The 16,217-nt window shown below is 77.2% G+C and carries 2 protein-coding genes; both read right to left on the bottom strand.

The window, feature by feature from the left end; genetic code table 11:
* Positions 1-116: 116 nt before the first annotated feature.
* Positions 117-13,529 carry a non-ribosomal peptide synthetase gene (locus CBOVI_RS10105; protein WP_290214685.1) on the bottom strand — a complete coding sequence of 4,471 codons (13,413 nt, stop codon included), beginning with the start codon at positions 13,527-13,529 and terminating at the stop codon, positions 117-119.
* 928 nt (positions 13,530-14,457) lie between these two features.
* On the bottom strand, positions 14,458-16,158 hold the full coding sequence (locus CBOVI_RS10110; RefSeq protein WP_010272981.1) for a lysine N(6)-hydroxylase/L-ornithine N(5)-oxygenase family protein: 1,701 nt from the start codon (positions 16,156-16,158) through the stop codon (positions 14,458-14,460).
* Positions 16,159-16,217: the final 59 nt, after the last annotated feature.

A 16,217-nucleotide genomic window follows, 5' to 3' on the forward strand; every position in this document is an offset into this window, starting at 1 on the left:
GCCGGCGGGCCGGCGGACGGAACACACCGGGACGGGCCGGCCCGCGCCCGCACCGCCCCCGCGCCCGCGGCCACCGGGGCGCGGGGCACGGGAGGGCGGCGTCGGACCCCCACCCGTCAGGGCTCCACGCCCGCCTCCTCCAGGGCGGCGGCGAGGGCCTCGACCGTGCGCAGGGCGTAGATGTCCCGCACCGTGAGCTCCCCGCCGAGATCACCGCGCAGCAGCGCCGTGAGACGGATCGCGGCCATCGAGTGCCCGCCGATGTCGAAGAAGTCCGCGTCCGCGGGGACGTCGCCGGGGTCGACGTCGATCGCGTCGGCGACGATCTCCGCGACGACCTCCTCCATCTCCCCGCGCGGGGCGCGGCCGGTCTCCGCGACGCGCTCGCCGGGGCCGAGGGCCGCCAGGTCCACCTTCCCGTTGACCGTCAGCGGCAGCTCCGCGACGACCGACCAGCGGGACGGGACCATGTACGACGGCAGCACGTCGCGGAGCACCGCCCGGGCCTCGCGGACGAGGGCCTGCGCGGCGGAGTCCGGGCCGGTGGCGTCCGTGCCCGTGCCGGAGTCCGTGCCGGTGTCCGTGCCGGCGGCGGCCACGTCAGGCGCGACGAGGTGGCACGCGAGCTCCACCCCGGCCGCGGCGCCGTCGTCCCCGTCGTCCCCGGCCGCACCACCGGCTACCGGCACCGTCACGCACCCGGACACCCGGTCGCCGAGCCGCGCGGTCACCGTCGCGGAGACCTCGCCGGGGTCGACGCGGTGCCCGCGGATCTTCACCTGGTCGTCGCTGCGGCCGAGGTACTCGACCATCCCGTCGGCGCGGCGGCGGACGACGTCGCCGGTGCGGTACATCCGCCCGCCCGGCGCGCCGAACGGGCACGCGGTCATCGCCGCGGCCGTCCGCCCCGCCAAGCCGTGGTACGACCGTGCCAGTCCGGTGCCGGCGAGGTACAGCTCACCCGGCACACCGTCCGGCACCGGCCGCAGCCAGCGGTCGAGGACCAGCGCGGCCGTCCGGTCGACGGGCGTGCCGATGACCGGCGTGGCGGACTCGTCCGTCCCCGCGCCGAGCGCGTTGATCGTGTACTCCGTCGGCCCGTACAGGTTGTAGCCGCGGACGCCGGGGGTGTCGCGCAGCGTCGACCACACCGCCGGCGACACCGCCTCCCCGCCGAGCAGCACGAGCCCCGGCGCGTGCCCGTCGCCGGACAGCATCCCCACGGCCAGCAGCTGCTCGGCGAGCGACGGGGTGACGTTGACGACGTCGATCCCCACCCGCCGGATCTCCGCGACGGTCGCGGCGGCGTCGTGCCGCAGGTCCTCGTCGAGGATGTGCACCTCGTGGCCGTCGGCGAGCCAGAACAGCTCCTCCCACGACATGTCGAAGGCGAAGGACACCGCGTGGGCGACGCGCAGCACCGGGGTCTCGCGCGGGTCGCCGGTCGTGGTGCCGGTGCCGGTCATGTCGCGGGTCGCGTCGCCGGTCGCGTCGCCGGTCGCGTCACGGTCCGCGGTCGCCGTACCGGAGGGGGACGACGCCGCCCCCCGCGTCCGCTCCCGCACCGCCTCCACGGCCGGCGCGAAGATCCGCCTCCGGTGGTTGCCCAGCATGGCGGCCAGGCCGTCGTGCTGGACGACGACCCCCTTCGGCGTGCCCGTCGAGCCCGAGGTGTAGATCACGTACGCGTCGTCGGCGAGGCCGGCCGCGGGGGCCGGCGGCGCGGCGACGGGGTCCTGCGCCGTGACGTCGACGAGCGGGGCGTCGGTGAGCCCGGCGAGCCGGTCGGTCAGGCCGGGGTCGACGACCACCGCGTCCGGCCGGCAGTCGTCGAGGATGACGCGCAGCCGCCCGTCCGGGTGCGCCGGGTCCAGCGGCACGTACCGCGCCCCGGCCCACAGGGCACCGAGGATCGCGGCGACCGTCGCCGTGGAGCGGTCGACGGCCACGGCCACGGTCGCGCCCGGCCCCGCCCCGACGTCGCGCAGCGCGGCGGCGACCGCGGCGCACCGGCCGGCGAGATCACGGAAGGTCCAGGCCACGTCGCCGCAGACGACCGCCGTGCGGTCCGGCACCGCGAGCGCGGTGCGGTGGATGACGTCCACGACCGTGCCGTCGAGGGCGGGGGTGGTGTCGGCGGCGGGGGTGTCGGCGTCTGCGTCAGCGGTGTCGGCGTCTGCGCCCGTGGCACCGGCGTCCGGGACCGCGGGGGTGCCCGCCGGCGGGAGGGCGGCGTCGTCCCCCTCGACCGGGAGCCCCTGCCACGCGGCGAGGGTGCCCCGGTCCGGGAGCGCGGCGGCCGTCGCGGCGTCGACGGGCACGGCCCCCGCGACCGGCTGCGACGGGTCCTCCGCCACCGCCTTGAGCACAGCTGTGACAGTGTCGGCGAGGGCGCGCGCCCGGTCCGCGTCGACGAGGTCCGCGCGGTGCTCGATCTTCAGGTGCAGACTCTCACCCGGGGTGAACACCCAGGTCAGCGGGAAGTGCGTGGAGTCCTCCGCGCTCTCCGCGACGACGCCGTGCTCCCGCCGGAGCTCCTCCGCCGCCGCCGGGTCGAGGAAGTTCTGGACCACCACGATGCTGTCGAGCAACCGGTCCCACCCGGTCGCCCGCTGCACGTCGCCGAGGTCCACGCCGTCGTGCGGCATCGCGTCCACGCGGTCCCGGTGCGCCGCCGCGACGAGGTCCGCGAGCGACTGCCCCGGGCGCGGGGTCACCCGGGCCGGGACGGTGTTGAGGAGGAGGCCGACGACGCCGTCGACCGCCGGGTCCGGGGAGAGGTCACGGCCGGAGACCGACTGGCCGAAGACGACGTCCGTCTCCCCGGTCGCGACACCGAGGGTGAGACCCGTCGCCGCCGTCACCGCCGAGGTGAGGGTCGCGCCGAGGTCCCGGAGCGTCGCCGTGAGCCGGGCGGTCCACTCCCGGCCGAGGTCCACGTGCACCTGGTGGGGCAGGTCGGCGGTCTCCGCGGCGCAGTCCCCGTCGGCGACCGTCGTCGGGGCGGGCAGGCCCGCGAGGCGGTCCACCCAGTAGGCGACGTCCGCCTCCGGGTCCGCGGCGGCGGCGAGGTCGCGGACGACGTCGGCGACGCCGGGGCGTGCCGGGGTCGGGGCCGCGGGCGCGGTGGCGGCACCGTCGGCCCCGCCCAGCGCCCGCGTCCACGCCGTGAGCCGTTCGAGCAGCGTGCGCAGCATGATCGCCCGCGACCAGCCGTCGATGAGCACGAGGTGGTAGGTGAACAGCAGGGTGTCCCCGGGCTCACCGTCCCACCCGCGGATGACCGTCGCCCGGGCGAGCGGCGCGGCGGCCGTGTCGAAGGCCGTGTGCCGGTCCGCCTCCCGCACGGCGTCCAGCCCGCCGGCCCGCTCCCGGTCCGCGGCCGCGACGACCGTCACCGGCAGGGTGACCCGGCGGCCGGTCCACGGCAGGTGCTGGACGGGCCGGCCGTCCGCGTCCGTGCCGAAGGACGCGCCCATCGCCGGGTGGACGGTCACGGTGTCCCGGAACGCGCGCACCAGCGCCTCCGGGTCGAGGCGGTGGTCGAGGACGAGTTCCGTCTGCGCCACGTACGCCCCGGCCGGCGCGACCTGCGACTGGAAGTAGATGCCGCGCTGGAGCACGGTGAGCGGCACCTCGCGGGTGCCGTGGTCGACGACGCCGTGGACGTGGCCGACGAGCTCCCCGCAGAGGTCGCGGACGTGCGCCGCGAGGTCCCGGGGGTCGACGCCGTGCTGCGCGAGGACCGACGCGACGACCGTGAGGTCGGCGGCGAGGTCCCCCGCGGAGGTCGTCCAGACGTCGGCCTCGACGATGTGGTCGGTGGCGTGGTCCACGCCCTGGTCCGTGGCGTGGTCAGCGGCCTGCTCCACACCCTGCTCCACCGTCGGGGCGGGGAGCACGGCGTCGGACTCCCCGCGGCCGAGGTAGTTCACGAGGATCTGCGCCCCACCGGCGAGCTCCGCCGCCGCCCCCGGGTGGAGGTGCCGCAGCGCCAGGTGCCCGCGCCGGTCCGGCAGGGTGCCGTCGGCGTGGCCGGCCCGCGCGCGGGCGGCGGCGACGGCCGCGGCGACCGGGTCGTCCCCCGCGGGCAGGGCGACCGGCGCGACGGTCGTGAACCAGCCGACCGTGCGGGAGACGTCCGTGTCATCGGGCCGGCCGTGGCCCTCGACGTCGACCGCCCAGCTGGGAGCGTCGTCGTCCCCGGGACCACCGGGACCACCGGGGCGGCCGGTGGCGGCCGGCCCCCCGAGCGCCCGGGACACCGCCGCGGACACCACGCCCGTGACGATGTCCTGCACCGTCACGCCGAGGATCTCCGGGGCGGCGTCGTGGAGCGTCCGGGCGACGTCACCGGCGACGGACGCCCGCACCGTGACCGTGTCCGCGGTCGGCCAGCGCACCGCGTCCGGGACGGGGCGCGGCAGGGCGTGCAGGGCGCGCCAGTGGGCGAGGTCGTCGAGGAACGGGCCGTGCGCGCCGAGGAGGTCCGCGACGGCGGCGGCGCGCAGGGGGACGACCTCGGTGGTCGTCGCGGCGTCCGGGTCCGTGCCGTCGAGGACCGCGGCGACGGCGGCGCGGAGGTCGTCCTCGACGATCATCCACGACACGCTGTCGACGACCGCGTGGTGGCACACCGCGAGGACGTCGCCGGGGGCCGGGGCGGGCGTGCCGGTGGTTCCGGCGGCAATGTCGCCGGCGGTGGCGGCGTCCGTGCCGCCGGGCAGCACCAGGACCAGCGGCGTTCCCGCCGCGAGGGACACGTGTCCCGCGAGCACCCGCACGTCGTCCGCGACGACGACCGGCACCTCGGGGGCGGCCGTGGCGTCGGGGCCGTCCGTCACCCCGGGGCCGTCGGCCGCGCCGCCGCCCCGGGGGTCGGGCACGACCATGCGCACGACCGGCCCCCGCGGATCCCGCGGCCCCCCGTCCGCCGCGACCGTCACCCGCGCGCCGAGCGCCGGGTGCGCGCGCCGCACGGCCGCGACCGCGCGCCGCAGCACGTCCACGGTGAGCCGCCCGTCGGTCACGCCGGTGGCGAGCCGCCGGACCTGCACGACCGTGTCGTCCAGCCCCAGCTCCGCCTGCCGGCGCAGGATCGCGGGCGCGGGCACCTCACCGTACGGCCCAGTCACGGGGTCCGTCCCGGGGGTCGACGCCGCGCTCCCGTCCCCGCCCGCGCCGGCGGGTGCGGCGTCGGGCGTGGACGGCCCGTCCGCCGCGGGCGCGCCGACCCGCGCGGCGATGCCGCGCGGGGTCCGGCCGAGGAACACGTCCCGCGGCGTGGCCGGGACCCCCGCCCGGGTGAGGGCGTGGGTGACGCGGATCGCGAGGATGGAGTCCCCGCCGAGGCGGAGGAAGTCGTCGTCCGCGCCGACGGGGGCGTCGAGGTCGAGCACGTCGGCGATGACGGCGGCGACCGTGCCGGCGGTGTCGGCGGCGGCGGCGGAGGCAGCGGCGGTCGCCGCGTCCGACGGCGCACCGGTGCCGGTGGCCGCGTCAGCGGCAGCGTCACCAGCGTCGACGCTGCCGGCGCCGGCGGCTGTACCGGCGACCGTACCGGCCGCGCCCGTCCCGGCGTCCTGCCCGGCCGCACCGGCCCCCACGTCACCGGCGTCGGCGGACAGGAGGAGCCGCTGGAGCGCGGCGTCGTCCCTCTTCCCGTTGACGGTGACCGGGAGGGCGTCCACGACCGTCACCACCTGCGGCACCATGTACGCCGGCACCGCCGACCGGGCCGCCCGGCGCGCCTCCCGGACCAGGTCACGGCCACTTCCGGCCGACCCGGGGCCGTCGGTGACGACCGCCGCGCGGAGCTCCTCCCCGCCCGGGCCGTCGACGACGGCCACCGCCGCGTCCGTCACCCCGAGCACCGACCGCAGCGCGGCCTCGACCTCCCCCGGCTCGATGCGGAACCCGCGCAGCTGCACCTGCCGGTCCGCGCGGCCGATGTAGTCGAGCGTGCCGTCCGGCAGCACCCGCACGACGTCGTTGGAGCAGTACATGCGCCGGCCGCCGCCGAGGAACGGGTCGGCGACGAACCGCCCGGCGGTGAGCCCGGGCATCCCCACGTACCCGCGGGACACCTGCGCCCCGGCGACGTACAGCACGCCCGTGCCGCCGACGCCGACCGGGCGGAGCCGGTCGTCGAGGACGTGGACGGTGAGCCCGTCGAGCGGGCGGCCCACGGGGCTCGTGCCGGTGGCGTGGCCGGCCGGGAGGTCGTGGACGGTGACGTGGACGGTCGTCTCCGTGATCCCGTACATGTTCAGCACCCTGACCTGCGGGTTCACCGCACGGAAGGGGGTGAGGGCGGACGGGCGGAGCGCCTCCCCGCCGAAGACGAGCAGCCGCAGGGACGGCAGCGCCGGGGCGGTGGAGGCGGTCCGGGCGGCCGGGGCGGGCCGGGAGGTCCCGGCGGGCTGGCCGGCCGGAGCGGTCGCCGTGCCGGCCGCCCCTCCCGCGGTGCCCGGTCCGCCGCCGGCGGTGCACAGCGCGGCGAAGGCCGTCGGCGTCTGGTTGAGCACCGTCACCCCGAACCGGTCGAGGGCCCCCGCGAGGTCCTGCGGCGACCGGCTCAGCGCGTGCCCGACGACGAGCGCGTGCCCGCCCGTCGCCAGCGGCCCCCACAGCTCCCACACGGAGAAGTCGAAGGCGAAGGAGTGGAACACGGTCCACACGTCGTCCGGGCCGGTCGCGGTGTGGCTGCGCGCGTGCGCGAGCAGGGCGGTGACGTTGCCGTGGGTCACGGCGACACCCTTCGGCCGCCCGGTCGACCCGGAGGTGTAGAGGATGTAGGCGACGTCCCCCGGCCGGGGTGCCGTCGCGGGGTCGTCGGCGGGGAGGTCCCGGGGGACGACGCCGCCCGCGTGCTCCGGGGAGGTCGTGCCGTCGGCCCGGGTCGCCTCGTCCCCGGCATCCGGGACGACGACGGGACGCTCCCCCCGCCCGGCGTGGACGAGCAGGTCACGGGCCAGGTCGCGGTGGTCCGCGGTCGCGACGACGGCGTCCGGGCGGCAGTCCCCGACGATGAGCGCGAGGCGGTCCTCCGGCGAGGTCGGGTCGACGGGGACGTAGGTGCCGCCGAGGAGTGTGACGGCGAGGATCGCCGCGACGTGGTCGACGCCGCGGTCCATGAGGAGGACGACGCGCGGGCCGGCGGTGCCGGTGGCGCGGGCGTCGGTGTCGGCGAGGCGGTCGCGCAGCCGGCCGGCGAGCGCGCGGGCCCGGCGGTCGAGCGCCGCGTAGTCCACCGGTCCCCCGGTGACCGTCACGCAGTCGCCGCCCGCGCCGACCGCGCCAGCCGCGCCGCCGGTGCCGTCACCGTCATCCGCGCCGCCCGCGTCGACGACCGACACCGCCGGACGCCCCGGGTGCGCGGCGACGGACCGCCGCCACACGCCGGCCAGCGTCCCCGGCAGCGCGTCGTCCGCATCCGGGGAGGTGGCGTCGCCCGCGGGGAGGTGGGCGTCGTCCCCCTCCCCCGGACCGGAGACCCCGGCGAGGTCCGCGGCGAGCTCCCCCGCCGACCGGCCGTCACCGAGCACCGCCGCGACCGCCGAGCCGAGCATCCGCGCGATGCGCCCGGCGCGGACGTCACCGACGACGGCGGGGTCGTGGATGATCCGCAGCGGACGCTCCGCCGACGGGTCCACGACCAGCGACAACGGGAAGTGCGGCGCGCCGTTGTTCGCCAGGCGCGTGACCGTGAACCCGGTGCCCGGGCGGGAGACCTCCGCCGGGTCGAGCGCGACCTCGACGACGGCGAGGGTGTCGAGCAGCTCGCCGGCGGTCGTGCCCGCCGCCCGGCAGATGTCCGTGAGCCCGACGTACTGGAGGTCCCGCACCCGGTTCGTGTGCCCGGCGACGACGCGCACGAGGTCAGACGCCGGGGCGGTCGGCCCGACCCCGCCCGCGACGACGGGCACCGTGTTGATCATCATCCCCACCGCGTCGGTCACGCCCGGCACCGGGACGTCCCGGCCGGAGACCGTCGAGCCGAAGACGACGGCCTCGCCCGGCGCGTGGCCGGTCACCGCGCGCAGCACCGCGCCCCACGCGGCGTGGACGACGTCGGCGGTCCCGGCGCCCGCGTCCCGGGCCCGGTCGGCGAGACCGGCGGTGCGGGGGTCGTCGACGACGAGCTCGCGGCGCTCCCCCGCCTCCGGGTCGCGGGAGGACAGGACGACGGGCCGCGCGCCGTCGAGTTCGGCGCGCCACGTGGCGAGGTCGCTGGCGTGGTCGCGGTCCGCGGCCCAGCGGACGAGGCCGGCCGCGCCGGCGTGCGGGTCGTGGCGGCGGAGGCCCGCGGTGGGGCTGCGGTCGTCCGCCCGGTAGAGGTCGAACAGGTCGCGGAGCATGACGGGCACGGACCAGCCGTCGGCGATGAGGTGGTGGACGGTCTGGACGAGGGCGACGCGCGCCCGGGCGTCGGGGTGCCCGGCGGTCGGGGTGGCGGCGGTCGCGGGGTCGGGTCCCGCGGGGTCGGCCGCCGGGGAGTCGGGTCCCGCGGAAGCAACCGCCGCAGAGTCGGCCGCCGGGGTGCGGACGACGGTCCACCGCATGAGCGGGGCGTCCGTCACGGGGATGCCGCGGTCGAGGTCCTCCCGGGCGATCCGGTCGAGCGCGGCGTCGAACCCCTCCCCCGAGACCTCACCGGCCTCGACGACGGTGACGGCGAGGTCGTCGGCCGTTCCGGTGTCGAGAGCTGCGACGACGTACCCCTCCGCGGTCTCGACGGCACGGGTGCACAGGGCGGGGTGGCGGCGCAGCAGGGCGCGGGCGGCGGCGCGGAACCGGTCGACGTCGAGGACCGTCGCCACGGGCGTGGCCGTGGGCGTGGCCGTGGACGTAGTCGCGGGCGCGGCCCCGCCCGTGCCCGGCGCGGCGGTGTCGCCGGCGGGCGCGGAGCCGGGCGCGACGTCGGGCCCGAGGTGGATGATCTGCTGCTCGACGTACGTCGACGGCGAGTCGTCGAACACCGAGTGGAAGTACATGCCGTGCTGCAGCGGGGTCAGCGGCAGGACGTCGACGAGACCCGGGGACGCGAGGTCCTCCAGGTCGGCCTGCGTGACAGGCGCGGGGTGGACGTCGCCCGGGGACAGGGTGGCGTGGTCGGCGACGGCGGCGACCTCGCGGAGGGCCTCGTCCCAGAGGCGGAGCAGGAGGTCGATGCGGTCGTCGGCGATGCGGCCGTCGACCCACGAGACGGTCGTGCGCAGCACGTAGCCGCCGGACGCCCCGGCCTCGCCCGGCTCGCCGGTCCAGCCTGTCCCGCCCGCCGCGGTGGCGGTGGCGGGCGCGGGTTCGGCGACGGCGTTGAACTCCAGCTCGCGCGGCAGGGCCTGGCCGGGGTCGCGGCGCTCGCCGAGCTGCCCCGTCGGGCCGACGGCCCGGAACATGCGCGCCCCGGCGGCCGTGTCACCGCCCGCACCGCCGGTTGTTCCGCCGGCCGCACCGCCGGCTGCGTCACCGTCCGCGCCGCCACCAGCACCGCCGGCCGCACCGCCTGCCGTGTCAGCGGCCGCGTCACCGGTCCCGGCCTCAACCCGGCCGAGGAAGTTGAACAGCACCTGCGGCTGCGGCGGCCGCGGCGCCGCCGGGTCGAGCGCGCTGACCGCCTGGTAGGGCACGCCGTGCCCGGGCACCGCCGCGAGCGCGTCCTTGACCTGCGACACCGCCCGGGCGATCGCCCGGGCGTCCACGCCGGCATCCGTCACGGCGTCCGCGCCGGCACCCTCCGGCGCATCCACGCCGCGCGCGCCGACGACCGCCCCCGGGTCCACGACCACGGGGTACAGGGACGTGAACCAGCCGACCGTCCGCGACAGGTCCGCCTCCCGCCCGCCGGGCCCGGGCACGAACCGGGTCTCCCGGCCGTGGCCCTCCCGCTCGATGAGACTCCACGTCTGGGGCTCCGCGTCCGGGTCGGGGGTCGACGCCGCGCGCCACCGGGCGAGCGCCACAGCGAGGGCGGTGACGAGCACCGCGTCGGCACCCGTGCGGAAGGCCCGGGGGACGTCCTCGAGGAGCGCGGACGTCGTGGCCGCGGACGCCTCGTGGACGGTCTGCCGTTCGTCGGCGACCGTCGCGTCGAGGGGCCCCGCCGCCGCGCCGCCGTCCGCCAGCGGCGTGTCCGTGCCGGGGAGGACCGGCCGGGACGCGCGGGCGTCGGCGTCGAACGAACCGTCGGCGACGGCCGCGTCGAGGAGCTGCGCCCACCGGCGCAGGGACGTCTGTTCCGGGGCGGGGGTGCGCCCCGCGTGCACGGCCTCGAGATCCTCCGCGATGACCTGCCAGGACACCGCGTCGACGACGAGGTGGTGGGCGACGACGAGCAGCCGGCCCGGGCGCACCAGGGCCGCGACGAGACACCCGGCCCCCGGGTCGAGGTCCCCGGCGACCGTGCCGACGGCGTCCTCCGCCTCCTCCGGGCGGAGCGTCGCCCCGTCCCGGACGGGCACGTCGGCGGCGGCGTCGGCCGGCGGGACGGTGAGCCGCAGCGGCGACCGCTCCACGCGGGCGCGCAGCGCCGGGTGCGCCCGGACGACCTCGCCGAGCATCCGGCGGGCCTCCGCGACGTCGACGTCCCCCGGCACCGCGAACTCGACGGCCTGGATGAAGCCGTCGATGTGGTCGGTGAGCTCCCCGAACCAGCGGATGACCGGCAGGGTCGTGACCTCACCGGTCGGCTCGTCGTCCGGGTCCGGCCCCGTGGAGCCCGCGCCCCGGACCACCCCGGCGAGCGCCCGGGGCGTGCGGGCGCGGAAGATGTCGCCGACGCCGGCCTCCAGGCCCCGGCGGGCGAGCGCGCCGACGAGCGTGATCGCGCGCAGGCTGTCCCCGCCGGCGTCGAAGAAGTCCACGTCCGCGCCGAGTCCCGGCAGGTCGAGCGCCTCCGCCATCGCCCCGGCGACGGCCGCGGTGGTGTCGGCGGTGGTGTCCCCGGTGGTTCCGGCGTCCGCGCCGTCACCGCCGGCCCCGTCACCGCCGCCGGCACCGTCACCGTCGACGGACCCGCCGGCCCGCCGGAGCGTGGCGTCGTCCCCCTCCCCGGACCCCGCACCCGGCGCCGCACCCGACCCGGACCCGGACCCGGCACCGCCGCCGCCGACCCCCGTGACCTGCGACCAGTCTGGCTCCGGCAACGCCCGCCGGTCGACCTTCCCGTTCGCCGTGACCGGCATCGCGTCGAGGACCGTGACCACCGCCGGGACCATGTACCCGGGCAGGACGTCCCGGACCCACCGGCGGACCCCCACCCCGTCCGGCGTCACCGACCCGTCGCCGGTGACGTACCCCAGCAGCCGCCCGTCACGGGCGACGACACTCGCCGCGTGCACGTGCGGGTGCTCCACGAGCGCGCTCTCCACATCCTCCAGCTCCAGGCGCATCCCCCGGATCTTCACCTGGTTGTCCGCCCGGCCGACGAACTCCAGCGACCCGTCGTCCAGACGCCGGACCAGGTCGCCCGTGCGGTACATCCGCTCGCCGCCGCCCGTCGGGTCCGCCACGAACCGCCCGGCCGTGAGCCCCGGCGCGGACACGTACCCGCGGGCCAGGAGGAACCCCGCGGCGTAGAGTTCGCCGGTCTCACCGGTGGGGACGGTGCGCAGCTCGTCGTCGAGGACGTACAGCCGGCAGTTCGGGTTGGCGACGCCGATGGACGTGCCGAGCCGGTCCTCGTCACCCCGGTAGATGACGTGCGAGACGCCGATCGTCGCCTCCGCCGGGCCGTAGCCGTGGTACAGCGGGATCGCGAGCTGCCGCCGGAAGCGGCGGAACAGGGCCTGGGTGAGCATCTCGCCGCCGCACCACACGTGGCGGAGGCTGTCGAGCAGGTCCGTGCCCTCGGCCTGGCGGAGCATGACGTCGAGCACCGAGGACACCAGGTAGGCGAAGGTCACGCCCTCCCGGTGGATGAGGTGGAGCAGGGCCAGGGGGTCCTGTTCGACGCCCGGCGCCGCGACGACGACACGCCCGCCGCTGACGAGCGGCAGCAGGATCTCGTTGACGGAGATGTCGAACGCGAGCGGCGCCTTGAAGACCGTGGCGTCGTCCGGGCCGAAGCCGAGGATCTCGTCGCGCTGCCACAGCATCCGCTCGACGATGGCCTCGCGGCGGATCATCGCGCCCTTCGGGCGGCCGGTCGAGCCCGAGGTGAAGATGACGTACGCCCTGGTCGCGCCGGGCGGCGGGGTGAACCCGGCGAGGGGGTCGGCCGGGTCCACCGGGTGGGGGAGGTGCCGGGCGGTGGCGGGGTCGAGGAGCCGGGGGAGGTCGACGACGACCGCCGTGACGCCCTCCGCCGTGGCGACCGTGGCGGGGTCGGCGGGGTCGGCGGCACCCGCGGCAGCCGCAGCCGTGTCAGCCGCATCGGCGCCAGCCGCACCCGCGACATCGCCGGCAGTCTCTGCCGCACTCGCGTCAGCCGCATCGGCGAGGGCGGCGGCACCCGCGTCAGCCGCACCCGCGACATCGCCGGGGGCCGTGACGGTCACCGTGATGTCCGCGTCCGCGATGACCGAGGCACGGCGCTGCTCCGGCCACTCCGGATCAAGTGGCACAAATGAGCCACCAGCGATGAGGGTGGCGAGGATGCCGGTGAGCATCTCGGCGCTCCGGCCCGTGGAGATGCCGACGGTCGCCTCGTCCCGGATGCCGAGCGCCCGCAGCTGCTCCGCCAGCACGGCCGCGGCCTGCGTGAACTGGGCGTAGGTGAGGTGGCGGTCGCCGTCGACGACCGCGACGGCGTCCGGGGTGGCGCGGGCGTGCCCGGCGATGACCTCGACGATGTCCGGACGCTCTCGTGGTGCATCTGTGTCATTCCACGCGGCGACCCGGCGGAGGCGGTCCGCCGCGGACTCCGCGCGCACCGTGGCGAGGCTCCGGTCCGGGAACTCCACGAGGTCCGCCAGGACCGTGGTGAGCGCGTCCGCGGTCACGCCCGCCGCCGGGTGGTCGACCTCCGCGGTGACCGTGCCGGTGCCGGGGTCGACGACGACCGCGCAGCGCGCGTCGCCCGCGAGGGCGGTCCCCGTCGCCGGGCCGGCCGAGCGTGCATCTCCGCTGGTCCCGGTGGCGCCGGCCGGGCGCACATCCCCGCTGGTGCCGGTCGGACGTGCATCCCCGCCGGTCCCGCTGTCCCCGTCCCGCGCCGCGACGACCGTGGCGAGGAGTTCCGGCAGCCGCGTCGCGCCGCTGAGGGTGAGGTCGACACCCCTCCCGGCTGCGGTGAGCGCGGCCGGCAGCTCCCCACCGGTCGAGCGCGCGGCCCCCTCCCCGGAGTTCTCGCCGGAGTCCTGCCCGCTCGCGGTCGCGGCCGGCCCGCCGTCACCCCGGTGCGGCCCGGTCGCCCACCACAGCAGGGCGGCGGCGAGGACCGCTGCGAGGGCGGCGTCGACGTGCGCGTCGGCGGCGGCGTCGGCAGCGACATCGGCGCCACTACCTGCGGTGATGCCGGCCCTCCGCCGGAGATCCGTGACGGTGGCGGGGACGTGGACGGACAGGACGGGGTGGGTGTGGCTCACGGAGGGCCTTTCAGTGTCGCCGGCGGGGCGGTCACCGCCGGGTCTGGTGGGTGGACGTGCCGAGGTGGATCAGCGTGACGGACAACAGCGTGGTTCAGGGTGGTTCAGCGTGGTGCATGGTTACGCGGGGTGGTTCACCGTGGTGCAACGTAGTTCAGCGTGGTTCCTGGTGACGTGGGGTGACACAAGGCGGTCCGGCCGGCGCGGCCGACATAGCCGGCGCTGCCCGCCGGTCCAACCGCCCGGAGTGGCAAAGCTTCTTGCACGATTTCGGCCGAAAACGTGCAAAAAACGTAGCCACAACACCCGGGACAGCGGCGCGGCCCGGGCTGTCGGCCGAGGAGGCCGGCTCGACCGGGGTTCCAGGGCGGTCCGGCCGGCGCGACCGACGTGGCCGGCGCTGCCCGCCGGCCCAACCGCCCGGTGTGGCAAAGCTTCTTGCACGATTTCGGCCGAAAACGTGCAAAAAACGTAGCCACAGCACCCGAGACAGCGGCCCGGCCGGCGCTGCCGGCCCAGGACGTCGGCCCGACCGGGGTTCCAGGACGGTCCAGCCGGCGCGACCGACATAGCCGGCGCTGCCCGCCGGTCCAACCGCCCGGAGTGGCAAAGCTTCTTGCACGATTTCGGCCGAAAACGTGCAAAAAACGTAGTCACAGCACCCGAGACGCCGGCCCGAGCGGAGCTGCCGGCCCGGGAGGCCGGCCCGAGCGGAGCTGCCGGCCCGGGAGGCCGGCCCGACCGGAGTTCCAGGGTGGTCCAGCCGGCGCGAGCGACATAGCCGGCGCTGCACGCCGGTCCAACCGCCCGGAGTGGCAAAGCTTCTTGCACGATTTCGGCCGAAAACGTGCAAAAAACGTAGCCACAACACCCGGGACGCCGGCCCGACCGGAGCTGCCGGTCGGGACGCCGGTGCACCCGGGGCCGGTCACTCGGTCGCGGCCCCGGCGAAGCGGTCGGCCCCGGCCCCGGCCTCGGCGCCAGCCCCGACACGCGGGTCGCCCGCACTGCCGGCAACGTCCAGGTCAGCACGCAGCGCCTCGACGAGCTCCCCCGACCGCGTGGCGATGTTGGACAGCAGCGTGGAGCCCAGCCCGTGCGTGGCCTCGGTCGCACCCTGGACGAACAGCCCCGGGACCGGGCCGTCCCCGCCGACCACGTGGTAGTCGCGGGTGACGCCCCGGACCGCGCTGCGGTCGTCGTCGACCTCCCCGGAGACCCCGGAGACCCCGGAACCCCCGAACGCCCCGGCACCGGTCAGCCCGGTGAGCCCCCGGGAGACGAACCCGGTCGCGCAGACCACGATGTCGTAGGCGTCCGCGGTGCGCTCGCCGGTGATCCGGTCGCGCAGCCCGACCTCGACGCGCCCGTCCGGCAGCGCCCGCACCCCGTCGACGACGGTGGTGCGCCGCAGGTCGAGCCGGCGGTCACCGGTGATCTGCTCCCGGTACTCGCGCTCGTAGAGCTCGGTGACGAGCTCGGACTCCACGCAGGCGTAGTTCGTGTACCGGTGGCGGATCATGAGCTCGCCGCGGACGTCGTCGGGGGCGGTGAAGAAGTCGTCGACCGCCGACGGGTCGAAGACGCGGTTGGCGTAGGGGCTGTCGTCCGCGGGGACGAAGCCGAAGCCGTTGAAGGTGCAGGTCACGGTCGCGCCGCCGTCGTGGAGGTGGCGGACGACCTCGGCCGCGGACTGCCCGCCGCCGACGACGAGCGCCCGCACGCCGGTGCCGTCCCAGCCCCGGCCGGTCGCCCGCCCGACGGTCCCGTCGAGTTGGTCGAGGCGGGGCACGATGTCGATGTTGTGGACGACCCGGCCGGTCGCGGCGATCTCCGGGTCGGTGGCCCACGCGGGCATCCGGGGACGCAGGCCCCGGGCGACGACGACGCTGCGGGTGGGGATCTCGACGGTCCCGCCGTCGACCTCGGCGCGGACGAGGAAGCGCGCGCCGTCGGCCCGGGCACCGTCGCCCGCGGCATCCGGACCGCCGGTGGCAGGGTCGCCGGCACGGTCGCCGGCACCGTCGGCGGCGTCGATCTCCTCGACGGCGACGACCTGCGCCCCGTAGCGGACGTCGGCCTCGACGGTCTCGGCGACCCAGGCGAGGTAGTCGGTGAACTCGACACGCTCGGGGGTGAACGTCTGCCGGTTGATGAAGTCGACGAGGCGGCCCCGTTCCCGCAGGTAGTTGGTGAAGGTGTACCGGCTGCGGGGGTTGCGCACGGTGGCGAGGTCCTTGAGGAAGGAGATCTGCATGTTCGCCCCGGGCAGGAGCATCCCGGGGTGCCAGGCGAAGTGGTCGCGGGATTCGAGGAAGAGGGCGTCCAGCCCCGGGTTCTCCTCCTCGAGGGCGACGGCCAGGCCGAGGTTGCCGGGGCCGAAGCCGACGCCGACGACGTCCCGTACCCGGCCGGCGTCGCCGGTCGCGGCGGGGTCGGTGGTCCCGGTGGGCTGCGTGGTGGTGGCGGATGTGGCGGAGGCCGACCCGGTGGAGGCGGGTGCGGTGGCGGATGTGGCGGAGGCCGACCCGGTGGAGGCGGGTGCGGTAGCGGATGTGGCGGAGGCCGACCCGGTGGTGGTGGGTGCCTCGGTGGCCGGGAGGGTTGAGCTGCGAGCGACGTCAGTCACGGAGACCTCTCTGGTGGGGACGACGGGCCTGCGCGCCCGCCTGCGAACTGTCGGTAGGT

This window comes from Corynebacterium bovis DSM 20582 = CIP 54.80 (assembly GCF_030408615.1).
Lineage (GTDB): Bacteria > Actinomycetota > Actinomycetes > Mycobacteriales > Mycobacteriaceae > Corynebacterium > Corynebacterium bovis.